This window comes from Nocardioides daphniae (assembly GCF_004777465.1).
In the GTDB taxonomy this organism is placed as follows: domain Bacteria; phylum Actinomycetota; class Actinomycetes; order Propionibacteriales; family Nocardioidaceae; genus Nocardioides; species Nocardioides daphniae.
This window is the reverse complement of sequence record NZ_CP038462.1, coordinates 564815-582511: the sequence shown is the minus strand read 5'-3', so window position 1 is coordinate 582511 and position 17697 is coordinate 564815. Positions and strand designations below refer to the sequence as shown.

At 68.4% G+C, this 17697-nt stretch carries 14 protein-coding genes and 2 pseudogenes; 7 read left to right on the top strand and 9 right to left on the bottom strand.

Features of this window, described 5'->3' with window-relative positions:
• Positions 1-54 precede the first annotated feature (54 nt).
• Positions 55-579 (bottom strand): helix-turn-helix domain-containing protein, encoded by a 525-nt coding sequence (locus tag E2C04_RS02810; protein WP_135831457.1) that lies wholly within the window; start codon positions 577-579, stop codon positions 55-57.
• A 151-nt stretch (positions 580-730) separates the two neighbouring features.
• On the opposite strand from E2C04_RS02810, the gene cysC reads away from it, so the two are divergent.
• The 7 genes and pseudogenes from cysC (at position 731) to E2C04_RS02775 (ending at position 9283) form a co-directional block, all read left to right on the top strand.
• A complete protein-coding gene (cysC, locus tag E2C04_RS02805; protein WP_371870071.1) occupies positions 731-2563 on the top strand; it encodes an adenylyl-sulfate kinase in 1833 nt (610 codons plus the stop codon).
• 6 nt (positions 2564-2569) lie between these two features.
• On the top strand, positions 2570-3616 hold the full coding sequence (locus E2C04_RS02800; protein WP_238694406.1) for a sulfite exporter TauE/SafE family protein: 1047 nt from the start codon (positions 2570-2572) through the stop codon (positions 3614-3616).
• A gap of 142 nt (positions 3617-3758) precedes the next feature.
• Positions 3759-4672 (top strand): annotated as a pseudogene (gene cysD / locus E2C04_RS02795) (sulfate adenylyltransferase subunit CysD).
• A pseudogene (locus E2C04_RS02790) lies at positions 4672-5969 on the top strand (sulfate adenylyltransferase subunit 1). The pseudogenes cysD and E2C04_RS02790 overlap by 1 nt, the downstream one beginning before the upstream one ends.
• A 308-nt stretch (positions 5970-6277) precedes the next feature.
• The gene (locus E2C04_RS02785) at positions 6278-7033 is read left to right on the top strand and encodes a glycosyltransferase (RefSeq protein WP_158630571.1); all 756 of its coding nucleotides are present in this window, start codon (positions 6278-6280) and stop codon (positions 7031-7033) included.
• A gap of 235 nt (positions 7034-7268) precedes the next feature.
• On the top strand, positions 7269-8303 hold the full coding sequence (locus E2C04_RS20660) for an O-antigen ligase family protein (protein WP_275106552.1): 1035 nt from the start codon (positions 7269-7271) through the stop codon (positions 8301-8303).
• The gene (locus E2C04_RS02775) at positions 8300-9283 is read left to right on the top strand and encodes a glycosyltransferase family 2 protein (protein WP_135831454.1); all 984 of its coding nucleotides are present in this window, start codon (positions 8300-8302) and stop codon (positions 9281-9283) included. The genes E2C04_RS20660 and E2C04_RS02775 overlap by 4 nt, the downstream gene beginning before the upstream one ends.
• On the opposite strand, the gene E2C04_RS02770 is transcribed toward E2C04_RS02775, so the two are convergent.
• Genes E2C04_RS02770 through E2C04_RS02735 form a run of 8 tightly spaced genes read right to left on the bottom strand, consistent with a single transcriptional unit; the run spans position 9255 to position 17650 of the window.
• Positions 9255-9644, bottom strand: coding sequence for a hypothetical protein (locus tag E2C04_RS02770; RefSeq protein WP_135831453.1), 390 nt, complete (start codon positions 9642-9644; stop codon positions 9255-9257). The genes E2C04_RS02775 and E2C04_RS02770 overlap by 29 nt on opposite strands.
• Complete coding sequence (locus E2C04_RS02765) at positions 9641-10567, bottom strand: MATE family efflux transporter (RefSeq protein WP_135831452.1); 927 nt, start codon at positions 10565-10567, stop codon at positions 9641-9643. The genes E2C04_RS02770 and E2C04_RS02765 overlap by 4 nt, the downstream gene beginning before the upstream one ends.
• Positions 10546-11667 (bottom strand): non-hydrolyzing UDP-N-acetylglucosamine 2-epimerase, encoded by a 1122-nt coding sequence (gene wecB / locus E2C04_RS02760; protein WP_135831451.1) that lies wholly within the window; start codon positions 11665-11667, stop codon positions 10546-10548. The genes E2C04_RS02765 and wecB overlap by 22 nt, the downstream gene beginning before the upstream one ends.
• Positions 11664-12794: a polysaccharide biosynthesis C-terminal domain-containing protein gene (locus E2C04_RS02755; protein ID WP_135831450.1), complete on the bottom strand. Its 1131-nt coding sequence runs from the start codon at positions 12792-12794 to the stop codon at positions 11664-11666. Before E2C04_RS02755 ends, wecB begins: the two co-directional genes overlap by 4 nt.
• Positions 12791-13834 carry a polysaccharide biosynthesis protein gene (locus E2C04_RS02750; RefSeq protein ID WP_268234011.1) on the bottom strand — a complete coding sequence of 348 codons (1044 nt, stop codon included), beginning with the start codon at positions 13832-13834 and terminating at the stop codon, positions 12791-12793. The genes E2C04_RS02755 and E2C04_RS02750 overlap by 4 nt, the downstream gene beginning before the upstream one ends.
• Complete coding sequence (locus E2C04_RS02745) at positions 13831-14481, bottom strand: GNAT family N-acetyltransferase (protein ID WP_135831449.1); 651 nt, start codon at positions 14479-14481, stop codon at positions 13831-13833. The genes E2C04_RS02750 and E2C04_RS02745 overlap by 4 nt, the downstream gene beginning before the upstream one ends.
• Positions 14478-16889, bottom strand: coding sequence for an aminotransferase class I/II-fold pyridoxal phosphate-dependent enzyme (locus E2C04_RS20655; protein ID WP_135831448.1), 2412 nt, complete (start codon positions 16887-16889; stop codon positions 14478-14480). The genes E2C04_RS02745 and E2C04_RS20655 overlap by 4 nt, the downstream gene beginning before the upstream one ends.
• Positions 16886-17650 (bottom strand): sugar transferase, encoded by a 765-nt coding sequence (locus E2C04_RS02735; protein WP_135831447.1) that lies wholly within the window; start codon positions 17648-17650, stop codon positions 16886-16888. The genes E2C04_RS20655 and E2C04_RS02735 overlap by 4 nt, the downstream gene beginning before the upstream one ends.
• Between the last annotated feature and the right edge of the window lie 47 nt (positions 17651-17697).

Here is a 17697-nt window from a genome sequence, read left to right as displayed (position 1 = left end):
CTCTCCTTGGGTGACGTCCCGCCCCTCCAGCGGGTCGTACGAATGGGGTGGCGTTCATTCGCCGGGGGTGGCCTCAGGCTCGGGCACAGGCTCGGGCTCCGAGGCGGGATCCGCGAGGTCGCCGGTGCCGTTGAGCGCGACGAACGAGGCGTGAATCTCCAGCAGCGACTGGCGCTGGCTGGCGGTGAGTCGGTGGTCGGCGAGGACGGCGACCTCGACGCTGGTCCGGGTGGCGGCCGGACTGTCGGGCGTGATCAGGCCGGCCTGCACGTAGAGCTGCTCCGCGGAGATCCGCAGGGCCTTGGCGAGTTGCTGGAGCACCTCGGCCGACGGCTTGCGCAGGCCCCGCTCGATCTGGCTGAGGTAGGGGTTGGAGACCCCGGCCAGGTCGGCGAGCTGACGCAGCGAGAGCCGCGAGGCCTGGCGCTGCTCCTTGAGGAAGTCACCGACCTTGCTGACCCCGGCGCCCACCTGGGCCCCGGCTCCCACACCGACCGCGACGCCGGCCTTGGCCGTCGCTGCGGTCTTGCCGAGCACGGAGGTCTTCTCCGGCTTGTCGGCAGGCTTCTCCTTGGGCATGTCTCCATGGTGCTAGCACGTGCTAGCAATTGCAAGCAGTTCATGGGTGAGACAGGTCACCCCGGGCCTGTGAGCGTGCGTGAGCCACGCGACGCGTCCAAGGAAGAGGTGTTGCTTCACTGAGTTGCTAGACCTTGCGATGATGGCGCCTGTGTCCTCCTCTCTTCCGCAGCACTGCCCGTCGCCCAGGGAGCTCGACGACCTCGAGCTCCTGCTGAGTGGCGCCCTGGCACCGCGTACGCGTTTCGACGACCCGCGTGACGCCGACGCCCTCGTCACCCTCGACCTCCCCGAGGAGCTGCAGGGCCGCGCCGTCGAGCTGGTCGACCCCGAGGGGATGCCGCTGGCGCGGCTCGAGGCCGACGGCTCCCTGGTCGCGCTGACCCACGCCCAGTACGGCCCCTTCCGCCGGCTGCACCTCAGCCCGGCCCAGGCCCGCTCGTCCTACCCGGGTCGCAGCTGGATCCCGGTCGACGACGCCCTGACCACCGAGGAGATCGGCCGCCTGCGCCACCGCGGCGCCCTGGTCCTGCTGGCCCTCACCGGCGCCGGCACGCCCAGACTCTCGCCGGTCGCCCTGGTCCGCGCCACCCTCGCGGCCGCCGCCGAGCTGCCGGACGCCGTCGTGGTGGCCGTGCCGCTGGCCTCACACGGCGACCCCGCCGCCGACGCGCGCCTGCGTGAGCGCGTGGTCGCTGCGTACGCCGGTGGCGACGCGGTCTGGCCGATCCCGCCCCGTGCGGAGGAGCCGACCCTCACCGACTTCCCGGCCGGCGTGGCCGCCGTGGTGCGGCGCGACCGCCCCGCGCCCGCCGAGCAGGGCCTCGTCCTCTTCTTCACCGGCCTCTCCGGCAGCGGCAAGTCGACCCTGGCCCGCGCCCTGATGGACCGGATCCTCGAGCAGGGCCAGCGCACCGTCACCTCGCTCGACGGCGACGTGGTGCGCCGCAACCTCTCCGCCGGCCTCTCCTTCAGCAAGGCCGACCGCGAGACCAACATCCGCCGCATCGGCTGGGTGGCCGCCGAGATCGCCCGCCACGGCGGGCTGGCGGTCTGCAGCCCGATCGCCCCCTTCGCCGAGACCCGCACCGAGGTGCGCGAGATGGTCGAGTCGGCCGGCGGCGCCTTCTTCCTGGTGCACGTCGCGACCCCGGTCGAGGAGTGCGAGCGCCGCGACCGCAAGGGCCTCTACGCCAAGGCCCGGCGTGGCGAGATCCCGGAGTTCACCGGGATCTCCTCCCCCTACGAGGCCCCTGACGACGCCAGCGTCGTCGTCGACACGACCGGACGCTCCGTCGAGGACGCCCTCGACGACGTCATCGACGCGCTGGCCGAGAGCGGGCTGCTGGACGTGCGTACGTCGGGTAGCCGGTCGCGGGTCGAGCCCTTCCCGGTCGCTGCCGCCCCGGCACCGGCTGCCCCGTCCCTCTTCGCCGACCCCACGCCGTCGCGGCGCGGTGCCCGCGCAGCCGACCGGCTCTCGGTGATCTTCGTCTGCACCGCCAACGTCTGCCGCTCCCCCTTCATGGAGCTCACGGCGCAGTCGATCGTGGGCGACGCGGTGGAGTTCGCCTCGATCGGCACCGACGCCAAGGTGGGGCGCTCGATGGACGCCGTGATCTCGGAGTTCCTGCCCCAAGGCGTCACCAACGGGCACTTCCGGGCCGCTGCGGTGAGCGAGGACGCGGTCGACGCCGCCGACCTCATCCTCACCGCCGAGGCCAGCCACGCCGACCACCTGGTGGAGCGGCACCCCCGCGCCTTCCGCAAGATCTTCACCCTCGCCCAGTGGGCCGAGACGGTGCAGGGCAGTGACCTGCGCGGCCGCGAGCTGATCGAGTGGGCCGGGCAGTACCGCGTACCGCGGGCGCCGGAGCACGACATCACAGACCCCTACAAGCGTGGACGCGAGCGGGCCCAGGTCGCCGCCCAGCGGATCACGTCCCTCCTCCAGGCGGGCATCCCGCCGCTGACCCGGGACTGAGGACCGATGGACGCGCTCACCCTCGTCGACTGGATCACCTGGTCGTTCTTCTCCGTGATGATCGCCGGCTTCGTGGTCGGCATCGTCGTCGGCCTCACCGGCATGGGCGGTGGCGCCCTGATGACGCCCGCCCTGATCTTCCTGGGCGTCGGTGACACCGCCACGGTGGTCACTGCCGACCTCACCGCGGCTGCGGTCTACAAGACCGGCGGCGCCATCGTGCACAAGCGCGAGGGCTCACCCAACATGCAGTTGGCGAAGTGGCTGATCCTCGGCTCGGTGCCCACGGCCCTGCTCGGGCCCTACCTGGTGTCGTGGTTCACCGACTCCCCCGACCACCTCGACAAGACCCTCAAGCTCTGCATCGGCTTCGCGCTGCTGCTCGCTGCCGCGACCTACGCCGGCCGCCTCTACCTCAACCTGCTGCGCGTGCGCCGCGGCACGTTCGTGGGCGACGACGACCCGAAGATCCGTCCGCTCCCGACCTTCCTGGTCGGCGTGGCCGGCGGCCTGCTCGTCGGCATCACCAGCGTCGGCTCGGGCTCGGTCATCATGATCTGCCTGCTGATGCTCTACCCCGGCCTGAGTGCGGTGAAGCTGGTCGGCACCGACCTGGTGCAGGCGGTGCCGCTCGTCCTGGCCGCCGCCATCTCCAACATCGCGATCCACGGCCTCGACTGGGGCATCACGGTCCCGCTGGTGCTCGGCTCGGTGCCCGGCACGATCCTCGGCTCCAAGCTGGCGCCGCGCATCCGCCAGTCGTTCATCCCGCCGCGGCATCGTCGTGGTGCTGACGATGTCGGGCATCGCGCTGCTCGACAAGGCGGGCTGGGCTCCCCTCGGCGCCGGCGCCGACGAGACCAACCCGATGCTCGTCGCGTACGTCGGCATCGCCATGGTCGTCCTCGTGCCGCTGGTGTGGGGCGTGATCCGCCGCTCGGTCGGCCTGCCGATGATGGGCGCCCCGACCGTCGAGGAGCTGGACGTCCCGGAGTTCCACCCCGAGAGCCTGCGGGGCCGCGGGGCGGGCGCCGGGGCAGCACCGCAGCGTGACGTCGGCCGTGAGCCCGGCCACGACGGTGGAAGCGACGCGGGCAACCACCCCTAGCCCTGCGCCAAGACGCGTTTCATCTCGATCCAACGGCAGGGCTACGATGGCCGCTGCTGTCCCAAGGAGAGGTCCCGAAGAATCACCATGACCCAGACGCACGCCGACTACCAGCTGAGTCAGCTGGACCAGCTCGAGGCGGAGTCGATCCACATCTTCCGTGAGGTCGCCGCCGAGTTCGAGAAGCCGGTCCTGATGTTCTCCGGTGGCAAGGACTCCATCGTGATGCTCCGCCTGGCGGAGAAGGCCTTCTACCCGGCCAAGATCCCGTTCCCGATCCTCCAGATCGACAACGGCCTCGACTTCGACGAGGTCGGCGAGACCCGCGACCGCTGGGTCCAGCGCCTGGGCGTCAAGCTCGTCGTGGCCTCGATCGACGACGCGATCGCCCGCGGCATCGTGATCGACGACGGCAAGACGTCGCGCAACCGCCTGCAGACCCCGACGCTGCTCAACGCGATCGAGGAGAACGGCTTCACCGCCGCCTTCGGTGGCGGTCGCCGCGACGAGGAGAAGGCCCGCGCCAAGGAGCGTGTCTACTCCCACCGCGACGAGTTCGGCCAGTGGGACCCGAAGAACCAGCGCCCCGAGCTGTGGAGCCTCTACAACGGCCGCCTGCACGCCGGTGAGCACATGCGCATCTTCCCGATCTCCAACTGGACCGAGCTGGACATCTGGGACTACATCCGCCGCGAGGAGATCGAGATCCCCTCGATCTACTTCTCCCACCAGCGCCGCGTCTTCGAGCGCGACGGCATGCTGATGAGCGAGACCCGCTCAACCCGCTGCGCGACGGGGAGGTCGTCACCGAGCGCACCGTCCGCTTCCGCACCTGCGGCGACATCACGCTGACCGGTTGCGTGGAGTCGGAGGCCGACACCCTGGACGCGATCATCGAGGAGATCTCGGTGGCGCGACTGACCGAGCGCGGGGCGACCCGCGGTGACGACCGCTTCTCCGAAGCTGCCATGGAAGACCGCAAGAAGGAAGGCTACTTCTGATGGCCACCGCTGGACTCAACCCGGAGATCACCACCGAGAAGCCTCAGATGGACCTTCTCCGCTTCGCCACCGCCGGCTCGGTGGACGACGGCAAGTCGACCCTCATCGGTCGCCTGCTCTACGACAGCAAGTCGATCTTCGCCGACCAGCTCGAGGCCGTGGAGAAGACGTCGTCCGACCGCGGCGACGACTACGTCGACCTCTCGCTGCTGACCGACGGCCTCCGCTCGGAGCGCGAGCAGGGCATCACCATCGACGTGGCCTACCGCTACTTCGCGACGCCGCAGCGCAAGTTCATCATCGCCGACACCCCGGCCACATCCAGTACACGCGCAACATGGTCACCGGCGCCTCGACCGCCGACCTCGGCCTGGTGCTGGTCGACGCCCGCAACGGTCTCACCGAGCAGTCGCGTCGCCACGCTGTGCTGCTGAGCCTGCTCCGGGTGCCGCACCTGGTGCTGGCGATCAACAAGATGGATCTCGTCGACTGGGACCAGGAGGTCTACGACAAGATCCACACCGAGTTCAAGCAGTTCGCGACGAAGCTCAACATCCCCGACCTCGAGGTCATCCCGATCTCGGCGCTGCAGGGTGACAACGTCGTCAACCGCTCCGAGAACACGCCGTGGTACGAGGGTCCGACCCTCATGCATCATCTCGAGCACGTGCACGTGGCCAGCGACCGCGACCTCGTCGACGTCCGCTTCCCCGTGCAGTACGTCGTGCGTCCCAAGTCGGACGAGTTCCACGACTACCGCGGCTACGCCGGCCAGGTCGCCGGCGGCGTGCTGAAGAAGGGCGACGAGGTCATCGTCCTGCCCAGCGGCATGACCTCGAAGATCGCCGGCATCGACCTCTTCGACAAGGAGATCGACCAGGCATTCCCGCCCATGTCGGTCACCGTGCGCCTCGAGGACGACGTCGACGTGAGCCGTGGCGACATGATCGCCCGCGTCAACAACGCCCCGAAGCCGAGCCAGGACATCGACGCGATGGTCTGCTGGATGACCAACGAGCCCATGCGTCCGCGCCAGAAGCTCGCCATCAAGCACACCACCCGCACGGGCCGCGCCTTGGTCAAGGACATCCAGTACCGCCTGGACATCAACACCCTGCACCGCGACCAGGAGACCAAGGAGCTCGGCCTCAACGAGATCGGCCGCATCCAGCTGCGCACCACCGTGCCGCTGCTGGTCGACGAATACTCGAAGAACCGCACCACCGGCTCCTTCATCCTGATCGACGAGGCGACCGGCGTGACCGTCGGCGCCGGCATGATCAACAGCGCTGGCTGACCACCAGTGAGAACCCCGGACGTCGCACCAACCACGCGCGTCCTTCTGCTCCTCACATCTTTCGCGCGCGCCAGTGGGGGCGGCTCTACCTTCATGAGTGGCTTGGTTGAGACGCTTCAGAACGACCCTCGAGTGGACCTCTGGGCGGTCGTCCCCACCGGATGGGACGGCAGGGCTTCGTGGCCCGAGCATTCCCGACTCATCGAAGTCGCGCCCCGGGTGGGGTTCGCCCGCTTGGCGCGCGACTTCGCGCGCATGCGCTCGTGGAGCCGCCGAGCCAAGGCGGACGTGGTGGTGGTGCCGCACGAGTGGGCAGGACCGGCCGGGGCGCACGGGTCGTCAACGTAATCCAGAACATCCTGTACCTGCACCCGGAAGGCGTCGCGATGCACGGCTTCCGGGCCAAGGTCATGCGCGGGATCATCCGGGCGACCCACCGCTTCGCCGACACCACGGTCTGCGTCTCCCGCGAGTCTGTCGAACTGTGGAGGGGCCTTACCGGCGCGGATTCGATCGTCATTCCCCAAGGAATCTCCGGCGTCCACCAACCCGGGGAGGGCCCCCGTGAACGCAGGATCACCGTGCTCACCGGAAGCAACGCGCACAAGCATCCGGAGATTGCGCGGGATCTGGTCGACGCCGCTCGACGCCAATTTTCCGACACTGAGGTCCACGTTGTCGGGCTCCATCTGGATTCTGACTCCTTCAGTCACCAGCAGCTCGCCTCCGAGCAACTGGCCGCGCTCTTCCGTTCGTCCCACGCAGTGGTGATCACCAGCACGATCGAGTCCTTCGGTCTACCCGCGTTCGAGGCCCGCGCGTGTGGTGCCCTGGTCGTCGTCCATCCGCGAACAGCGATGGCCGAGTGGCTCGCCGACGACCCTGGCACGTTCGTCGCGGGTGGGGTAGGGGCCGAGGCCCTGCTCGAAACACTGTGTGAGGTCATGGCCCTGCCGGTGGATGCAATAGGCGCCAACACCGACCACTACTGGTCTGCAGCGGGCGTCACGTGGGCCGACGAGCTGGTGCGGGAGCGGCGTTCTGATGTAAAAGGTCGACGATGAGCGGGACACGCGAGGCTCCTCCACCGACTGTGACCTCACCTCACCGAGGGCTCATCCCCCTCTTGTTAGGCGTACCGCTGCTGGACTCCTTCGGCCCAGACGCGGCGGTGGTGGGTTTTGTCACACTGGCCACCTTCTTTAGCGCAGCGGCCGGCAGCCATCGCCTTACATACTTCTTTGTCGCGGCTTCAGCGGTTCAGGCCCTCACAGTCACCGCCGGCGTCCCGGGCGTCGTGTGGACGGGGATGGCACTCGCGGGCGGCGTGTTCTTCGCCAACCTAACTATTCGCAGACGGACGACTTTCCCCCTCGGTTTGGCGACGGTTACGGCGCTCGTGGGGGGATATTGGCTCACGATCCCGCCTACGGAGCCCTCAGCCGTGGTGGCGGCAGTCGCGCTTATCACTCTTCCGGCATACCTGCTGCTGCTGCGCATGCTGCCGGGCCGGCCCGACACGGCAACACCGGTGTTCGCTGCCGCCGGCTTGGTCGCGACCGTGCTACCCGGGGCGATGGAGGCGCTAGGTGCCGTGTTGGCCGACACCGCCGGCTACTCGCGGGCCCGCGTCTTCGAGTCCGCTATCGGCACCAGCAACTACGCGGCGGGACTCGCGGCTGCGGCGGGCGTCGCCGCTTTCAGCGCCGGGCGTGCGCGTTCGCGGCTTCTACTGCTCATGTCTCTCCCGTTGCTCGCGGCCCGTTCGCGCTGGCTTCCCGTGGCGCCCTTATTGGTGAGGTGGCTGCCTTGGCGCTGCTCTTCTTCCTGGAGAGAAAAGGTGGGGTGGCGGCCGCGCTGAAGCCGCTGGCGGCACTTCTCGCAGGCACCGTGCTCGTCTTCGTCGCAGCCGAACAACAATGGTTTTGGTTCCGGCGCTTCACCCAGCCCGGCGTCAACACCGACTACACCTCCGGACGCACGGACCTCTGGTCGTTCGCAGTTGACCAGTGGGAGACCAGCCTCATCTTCGGTCTTGGGCCAGGGGGCGGAACTAGCGACATGCTGGCACGGACGGCAATCGCCTACCCGCACAACTTCGTGCTCGCCTGGCTTATCCAGGTCGGACTCGTCGGCACCCTTGTGCTGATGGTCGTCCTGTGCCCCCGCCCGCTGCGACGGTGGACAGTGGCGGCTGCTCCGCTGGTCGCGATCACAATCCATTCCATGATCGAACCCATGATCGAGACGCCGGTGGGGGCGGTGTTCTTCGCAGTGCTGCTCGCGGCCCATGGGATACCCAGCAGAAGTCAGTCAAAGGATGTGACGTCATGAAGACCGTAGTGGCCGTGGTGTTCTACAGCGGTCTGGACGACCTTGACCAATGCCTGAAGAGCATTGCTAGCGAGTCCGCTGCCGAGGCCCGAGTCGTTGACACCTCCCCCGGCCAGTCCGCCGTGGAGCTCTGCCTGCGCCACGGAGCGATCCACATTGCGGCCCCTCGTAACGCCGGCTACGCCTGGGCACTCCACCAAGGTTTCGATTCCGTGCCGGACGAGCAGTTCGTCTTCGTCTGTTCCAACAGCGACGTCGTGTACCAGTCGGGTTCTCTGGCCGAGCTCAGCGCGCTGGCGGCCCGTGACGAGTCCATCGTCTACCCCATGCAGTTGACGACGCCGCATGGCCCGGTAGCACCGCACATCGCGCTGACGACCTTCTCGCCCCGGTCCTTGCTAGCGCGCTGGATCGGGCTGGGATGGAAGCGTGGGCTCCGCAGGCAGACCCATTTCGTCAGCCAGCTCAGCGCTCAGGACGGGCGGTTCGTGCCCTTCCCGCCCGAGTTCGGTGGGAGCGGTGCCGTCATCGCTATGACCGCGGAGACTTGGCGCCGACTCGACGGACTCGACCGGCGCTTCTTCCTTTACGAGGAGGATCGAGCGTTGTCCCTAAGCGCCCGCCACTTGGGCATCTCTGTGGGACTTGCGCTCAAGGCGCGCGTCGTTCACGCCGGCGGCGTCATGACTCGCGGTTTGGACTTCCAGACGCTCGATGAGGCAATGACCAGCGAGCGTCTGCTTTGGGAGAGGGAGTTTCCTGGCACGGGTCACCTCCTGATCGCCGTCCAGCGCTTGGGGGTCGGGCTGCGGTGGATCCGTGCGCTCCTGCGACGCCGCCCCGAGGAGCGTCGCATGTATGCCGCGCTCCACCGCACCTTGTGGCGCCGCGACCTGCTCAGTTCCGTACCCCGCGAAGCGGACGGCTTCCGCCGCCCCCGCAACTACGCGTTCAACCCTTCAGAAGCCTCAAGGTCCTGACCGTCATCGGGACAGTCAGAATGGGTATTACGGTGAACACAGAAGCCCAGACAGGACCCGAGGCACCCCAAACGTGAGCCAAGTACAGCGAGAGCGGCACGTTTACCGCGACCATGCCCACGTGCAGCCAGGCTTGGAACACCAGACCCTGGGGTGTGGTCAGAAACATCGCAGCCGGGTACTGCAACGTCTGGACCAGCAAGAGCAGGGCGAAGGCCCAAGCCAGCGACCACCCGACGTCCACGCGACCCCCTGAGATCAAGCTGGAGACCGGGAGCGCGGCGACGACGAAGACACCGCTGGCGGCCAAGCCGCCCAGCGCGAACAGGAAGAAGGTGCGCTGCCAGCGGGTGGATGTCATCCTGCCCGAGGCCCTCGCCCCAGCGAAGATTGGCCACAAGACCATCGCAGCTGTGCCCACCACCCCAGCGCTGGACCGAAGAGCTGATAGAGCACCCCGTACTCTGCGACGCTCGCCGAGTCACTGACGTGGGCAAGCATGATCCGATCGAGTTGGTAGGCGACCGGAAGGATTAGCGTGATCAGGAACATCGGTCCGGCTACGCCAGCGACAGCGACCTTACGGTAGTTGCCGGTGGCCACCTTGCGGACGACCTCAGGGATGGACGTCCCTATCCGCGGTGCGACCACCACGCAGGCCAGCAAGTTGGAGATGAGGACGCCCCCAAAAGGGGCCATCGCGAAGACCGGTAGGCCGCCGCCCACGGTCCTGCCCAAGAAGACCAGAGCCAGCATGACGAGGACCGAGATGGTCTGGAAACCCACCATCCAGTGATTCAGGCCCAGTCCAGTAAGCAATCGCGGGCCCACGTTCATCGGAAGAGACAGCGCGAAGGCGACGAGCGCCAGCCAGACGGCCAGAGACGTGGACCCGGAGCCCTCGATTCCTAGAATCGGAGGGAAAGCACCGGCAGCCCCGCCCACTGTGGCGACGACCAGCACGCCGACGGCGACCTTGGCAAGGAGACCGGTCGTGGTGCCAACCACGTCGTCAAGGTCCTGCCGCTGGTGCGCGGCGGCGTCCATGGCCGCGACGCCCAGACCAAGGTCGAGGAACGGGAGCACAGCTGCCAAACCGGCGATGATGGAAAACGTTGCGAACCCTGACACACCCACCGTGTCCAGAACCCAATAGGTGGCCAGGAACCAGCAGCCCGCGACTAGGGGCGCGCTGCCAAGCTTGGCGGCAAACGAAACGGAGACGCGCCGGGCGTCGCTGCGCCCGTCTCCTGCGTGCTCGGCTATTTCCGCAACCCCGCCCATTGAGAATGACGCCCCGCTGTCGACGATATGAAGCGCACCACCCGGTTGCTCGTGTCGTTGATCTCGTAACCGGCCGGGTGTGACGAGACAACCGTGCCGTCGGCCATCGCGATGCCGACGCCGCGTACGACGTCGTCCCGGTCCAGGCCGGTCATGATGATCGAACCGCTGTCGAGGGCCTCCGGGCGCTCGATCGAGTCACGCAGCGTGATGGCCGGGAAGCCCAGGATCGACGACTCCTCCGAGATGGTGCCGGAGTCCGACAGCACGCACGCCGCCTCGAGCTGCAGCTTGTTGTAGTCGTGGAAGCCGAAGGGCTCCATGAAGTCGATGTTGCTCAGGTCGAGCTCGCTGTCGAGGGCCTCGAGCCTCTTGCGGGTGCGGGGGTGGGTCGAGACGACGACACGCTTGTCGAACTGGTCACGCACCGCCACGAGGCACTCCAAGAGCTTCTCCAGGCGCTCGGGGAGGTCGACGTTCTCCTCCCGGTGGGCGCTGACAAGGAAGTACTCCCCCGAGGTCAGACCAAGGCGGTCGAGGGCATCGGAGGCGTCGATCTGGTCGCGGAATTCCTCCAGCACCTCACGCATCGGTGACCCGGTCACCAGGATCTGGCGCGGGTGCAGGCCTTCGGTGAGCAGGTTGCGGCGCGCGTGCTCGGTGTAGGGCAGATTGAAGTCGGCGACGTGGTCGACGAGGCGACGGTTGGTCTCCTCGGGGACGTTGTCGTCGAAGCAGCGGTTGCCGGCCTCCATGTGGTAGGTCGGGATCCGCATCCGCTTGCCCATCACCGTGGCCACGCAGGAGTTGGTGTCGCCCAGGACCAGCATGGCGTCGGGCTTCTCCTCGAGCAGCACTTTCTCGGTGCCGACGAGGACGCCACCCAGGACGTTGCCGAGGCTCGAGGTGTCGACGCCCATGTAGTGGTCCGGAGCCCGCAGGCCCAGGTCGTCGAAGAAGACCTGGTTGAGCGAGTAGTCGTAGTTCTGACCCGTGTGGACCAGGACGTGCTCGATGCCGGGGGTGTTGTCGAGCCGCTTGATCACGGCGGCGAGCCGGATGATCTCCGGGCGGGTGCCGACCACGGTCATGACCTTCATGCGGTTGCCTCCTGGGCAATCGTCTCGGGGAACTGGTCCGGGTTGTCCATGTCGAGCAGCTGGTCTGCCCAGAACATCGTTACCAACTCGGTGTCCCCCACGTTACGGATGTTGTGCACCCACAGGGCGGGCATGTCGACGAACGACGGCTTGTCGCCGCTCAGGCGGAAGGTCACCACGTCGTCATGCAGCAGGCGACGCAGCTCGATCTCCGCCTCCCCCTTCACCACGATGAAGCGCTCCACCTTGTGCAGGTGGTAGTGCTCACCCCGTTTCTGACCCGGGAGCGTCGTCGACATGAACGCCATGCCCGTGCCGCCGTGGGCGCGGACCGTCTCGTAGAGGTCGCCGCGGTTGTCACCGTGCACCTGCGGGGAGATGGGCCACATGTCCGGGAAGGCGGCGGCGCGGTAGGTGTTGAAGAGGTTGCGGCGCATCGGCGTCGAGATGTCAGGCACCTCGCCGCGCGTGGCGTACAGCTCGTGCGTCTCGAGGAAGAACCGCAGCACCTCGCCGATGCCGATGGCCTCGGCCGGTACGACCTCGGAGACGTCGCTGCCCAGCGCCTCGATCAGCGCGGCGGCCGCGTCCTGGGCGTGGAGCAGCTCGATCTCGCGGTCACCGGTGACGGTGGGCACCCGGCCGGCCGCCACCTCGTGGGCGAAGGTCGCCACGAAGGAGTTGTAGCCCGGTCGGCCGTGCTCGCCGAAGAGGTTGGGCAGCAGCAGGTCGGCGAAGTGGCCGCCCAGCTCGGTGGCGGCCTCCTGGACGATCCGCGCGGCCTCGGCCTTGCCGCGACCGTAGGGGTTGTCCAACTGCGCCTGGATCGAGTTGGCGAAGACCACGTCGAAGGGAGTGCCGACCTCACGCATGGCGGCGGCGAGCGTGGTCGCCAGATCGACGTTGCCCTGCTCGACCGCCTCGTCGGAGTCGGCGCGGTTGACGCCCGCGATGTGGATCACTGCGTCGACGCCGCGCAGCGCCTCGACGAGGCGGGCCGGGTCGGCGAAGTCGTCGCGCCCCAGACGTACGGGCTCGACCTGGTGCAGGGCCCGGAGCCGGCAAGCGGTGTGCCAGCCGAGGAAGCCGTAGCCTCCGGTGATCGCGATGCGACGCGCAGCGGTCACAGTGCGTTCTCCGGGTCGATGCCGGCGACGGTGAGCTCGCGCCGGATCTCCGGAAGCGTCAGGAGCAGGCGCTTGACGCCCTCGACGTCGAGGCGCTCGGCGTTGTGCGAGTGGTAGTCCTCGTCGGGAAGGTCGGCGTCGCCCTCGTCGAAGAAGAGCTCGTACTCCAGGCCTCGGGCGTCCAGCGGGACCGCGTAGTAGTCACCGCGGTCCTCCGCCTTCTGGCGCTCCTCGCGACCCAGCAGCGACTCGTACAGCTTCTCGCCGTGACGGGTGCCGATGACGCGGATGTCCGGGTTGTCGTTGCCGAAGAGCGAGGCCACCGCCAGCGCCAGGTCGCGGACCGTCGAGGCCGGCGCCTTCCTGACGAAGATGTCACCGGGACGCGCGTTGTCGAAGGCGTACTGGACCAGGTCGACCGAGTCCTCGAGCGACATCAGGAAGCGGGTCATGTCGGGGTCGGTCAGCGTCAAGGGCTTGCCGTCACGCAGCTGCTGCACGAAGACCGGGATCACCGAACCGCGGCTGTACATGACGTTGCCGTAGCGGGTGATGGAGACGGTCGTGCCGGTGTCGGACCAGTTGCGGGCGTAGGACTGGGCGACCTTCTCCATCATCGCCTTGCTGATGCCCATGGCGTTGACCGGGTAGACGGCCTTGTCGGTGCTGAGGCACACCACCGACTTCACACCGGCACGCTCGGCGGCGCGGATGACGTTGTCACTGCCGTGGACGTTGGTCATCACGGCCTGCTGCGGGAAGAACTCGCAGCTCGGGACCTGCTTGAGGGCCGCTGCGTGGAAGATGTGGCGCACCCCGTGCACCGCGTCCTCGACGCCGCGGGAGTCGCGGACGTCGCCCACGTAGAAGCGGACGCGACTGTCAGCCAGCTCGCGACGCATCGCGTCCTGCTTGGCCTCGTCGCGGCTGAAGATGCGGATCTCCTCGACGTCGGTCTGGAGCAGGCGACGGACCATCGTGGATCCGAACGAGCCGGTGCCTCCGGTGACGAGGATCGGGCCCTCGGTGGTCGAACTCACTGTTCATTCCCCTTTGTGCATGGATCATCGCTCTGGTCGCCTGACGTGTTCGCCGACCAGACGTAACAGTTCATCCTGCGCTGGTCAGGTGTCTCGTAGCTGGAGAACAGCCGCCACCCGGATCGGACGTAGAAGGCGTTGACGCTGTCATTGTCGACGGCATCGGTGGTCAGGTAGGCACGGGTCTCGCCCTGCGACTCCAGCTCTCGCAGCCACGCCTCGAGGACCAGGCGTCCCGTTCCGGTGCCCTGCATGGCCGGTTCGACGCAGATCGAGCTGAGAAGAGCGCCGCGCGGCTGCTCCTCACCACCCTGCCCACGGTAAGTCAGGGCCCGGAACAGGCGCGGTACGACCGAGGGACGGCGCACGACCAGGGAGAGACTCGCGAAGGCGAACGCGTACCACCGCTTCACCAGCAGCCGGCGGAAGAAGCCGGACGGGTTGACGTGGCCCACGACGACGCCGACGAGACGTCCGGTCTCGTCCCGCGCGACCACGGTCACGGCCCCCTCTGCGAGGAAGCCCCGGTAGAACTCACGCAGGAAGGCAGGCCCCAGCTCGCTCAGGAAGAAGGAGGGGAAGGAGCGGCGGTGCAGCTCGGCCGCGGCCGGCACGTCGGCCGCCGTGAGTCTGTGCAACGTGGTCACGACGCCACCCCCGCCGCCTCAGTCAGCAGAGACTCGATGCGCTCGACCCCGCGGGCGAGGGAGAAGTGGGCCTCGTAATAGGCGCGGCCAGCGACGCCCCGGGCCGCCACGGCAGCGGGCTCCTCGGCGACGAACTCGGCCAGTACCCGGGCCAGACCCTCGACGTCGTCGGGCCGGCAGACCCAGCCTGCGCCGGAGTCGGCGACCACGTCAGCCGCGTCGCCCGACAGCATGCCGATGATCGACCCTCCTGCCGCCAACGTGGCCTGCAGCTTGCTCGGCATCGTGATCCGAGCCAGGGGGTCGTCGTTGAGGGAGACGTAGTGCACGTCCGCCGCCGCCATCAGCGTCGGCATCTCCTCAGGTGCGAGACGTCCGAGGAACCGTACGTTGGTGGCCCCCATCTCGTCGGCCACCTCACGTAGACGCTGCTCCTCGGTGCCGGACCCCGCGACCAGGCACACCAGCCCGGCGTCACGCAGCCGCGCAGCGGCACGCACCAGCGGCTCCAAACCCTGGGCGCGGCCGAGGGTGCCCGCGTACAGCAGGACGCGGTCATGCTCGGTCACGCCGAATCCTCGCTCGGTCTGACGCTCGCGCGGCGTGAAGAGGGACTCGTTGGCCCAGAGCGGCGCGTAGGCCAGCTTGGACTCCGGCACGCCGCGCTCGCGCAACCTCTCACCCACGCCGGGCGAGACGTAGGCGACCTTGGACCCGGCCCGGTACATGGCGTTGCAGAGGCCGTTGAGACCGACGACCGCTGCCCTCGAGGCGATGCCGGAGCCGGCGAAGCCGGTGGCGGTGAGCGTGTCCGGCCACAGGTCCAGGACGTGGACCACGCTGGGGGTGCGGCGGAACCACGACTGGGCGAGCATGGGCGCGGCGACGGTCACCGGGGAGTAGTTGACCCACAGCGCGTCGATCCCGGCGAACGCCTTGCGCACACCCATGAGCGCCGCGGACGCCCCGAAGGAGCCGTAGTTGGTGACCCGGCTGCGCACGGAGTCGTCGTGCGACGGGTAGAGCGCCACCCGCGTCACCTCGACACCGTCGAGCTCCTCGACCATGCGCGGCCGAATCCGGTAGCCGGGGGCGACCTGACCGGTCGGGTAGTTAGGGAAGCCCGTGACGACCTTGACGTCATGGCCGCGAGCGACGAGCCCACGCGCCAGCGCTCCCGGGAGCGCGGCAGGCCCGGGCTCGGGGTCGTACCACTGCGTCAGCAGGCCGATCTTCACCCGACTTCGCCTCCCGCCGAGCGTCGCCGTCACGGCCGCGATGACCTTCTGCACCTGCTCGGGCGTCATGCTCGAGAAGATCGGCAGGCTCACCACCCGATCGAACTCCCGTGCGGCCACGGGGAAGTCGTCGCGCGCATGGCCGCCGAGGTCACGCCAGTACGGCTGGAGGTGCAGAGGGATGAAGTGGACCGAGGTCCCGACTCCGCGCTCGGCCATCGCGCGGACGAACGCGTCGCGGTCGCTCCCCTGCGGCAGGCGTACGACGTAGAGGTGCCAGGAGTGACCCACTCCCTCGCCGCCCCAGGACGGGAGCTCGAGGTCGAGGTCGGCGAAGGCAGCGTCGTAGAGGGACGCGATCTCGGCACGACGGTCGCGCATCTGGCCGGCCCGCCCGAGCTGGACCAGACCCATCGCCGCCGCGGGATCGGTGAGGTTGTACTTGTAACCGGGTGCGACCACCTCGTAGTGCCATGCCGGCTTGTCGGAGCGGTAGCGGTCGAACGCGTCGCGGTTGATCCCGTGCAGACGCATGACCCGAACGCGTTGGGCGAGCGCCGGGTCGCGGGTGACGAGCATCCCGCCCTCTCCCGTCGTCATCGTCTTGGTCGCGTAGAAGCTGTAGACGGTGGCCTCGCTCCGGCCGGCGCCCACGTTGACGCCTGCGTGGGACGCGGGGAAGGCGTGCGCGGCGTCCTCGACCACGGCCAGGCGGTGGGTCGTTGCGAAGTCGGTGATCGCCTCGTGGTCGATCGGGAGACCGGCGAAGTGCACCGGCATGACTGCGCGCGTCGCGGGAGTCACCTTGGTGGCCGCGTCGGCGAGGTCGATGTTGAGGGTCACGGGGTCGACGTCGACGAGCACGGGGGTCGCGCCCAGGTAGCGAACCACCTCGGCCGTGGCCGTGAAGGTCCACGTGGGGACGAGCACCTCGTCGCCCGGACCGACACCGATGGCTTCGAGAGCCAGGTGGAGTCCTGCCGTGGCCGAGTTGAGGGCCACCGCTTCGACACCGTCGCCGATGGCCGCGGCGAACGCGGCCTCGAACTCCTTCACCTTGGGGCCGGACGACACCCAACCGGACCTGACGGCCTCGACCATCGCCTCGATCTCGGGCTCACCCACGTCGGGCAGGGCGAAGGGCAGGAAGTCGGTCACGGAGTCACTCACCTCGGGTCATGGTCGTCGCCACCGCGGTCACCCGAGACCGGCAGGGTGGTCGGCTCGGCCGGCAGCTCGCCGAGACTGCAAAGGATCTCGGTTGCCGCGCGCTCCTCGCGCTCGGCGGCACCGCTGAGGAGGCCTCGCAACTTCACGATGCCGAGCAGGGTGCGCAGCAGGAGCTCAAGGCGGTAGGCCAACGTACGTCGCCGGACGTAGACCAGCTCACGAGCGATCTTGCGCGGCAACAGGACGCTTGCGTAGTGACGCTCGGCCTCGGCCGGATCGTCCGGCAGCTGATCCTCCTCGAGGAAGTAGCCAAGGCTGCCCGGACCTACGATGCCCGGAGGCACCTCCAGCGACTCCATCATCCACGGGGCGTAGTGCTTCTCGACGACGTCCACCGCCTCGGGCCGCGGCCCGAAGAAGCTCATCTCGCCGCGCACCACGTTGACCAGCTGCGGGATCTCGTCGAGCTTCAGCGAGCGCAGGACCTGACCCGCGCGGAAGATGCGGGGATCGCGGCCTCCGGTGATGGAACCGGCAGCCTGCGCCCCCTGGTGCATGGTGCGCAGCTTGTACATGGTGAAGGGGACCTCGGCGTGCCCCACCCGCTCAGCGCGGAAGAGAACGGGGCCCGGAGAGCTGGCCTTGATGGCCACAGCACTGAGGGCCATTGCGGGGGAACTCACGACGAGTCCAGCGCCCGCGACGAGTCGCTCGAACGCCCCCACGGTGTGTCGCCTCCCCTGCCGATTCACGACACACATGGTGCACTACGCAGCGGGCCACCACGTAACCGCGGTCTCACCGACGC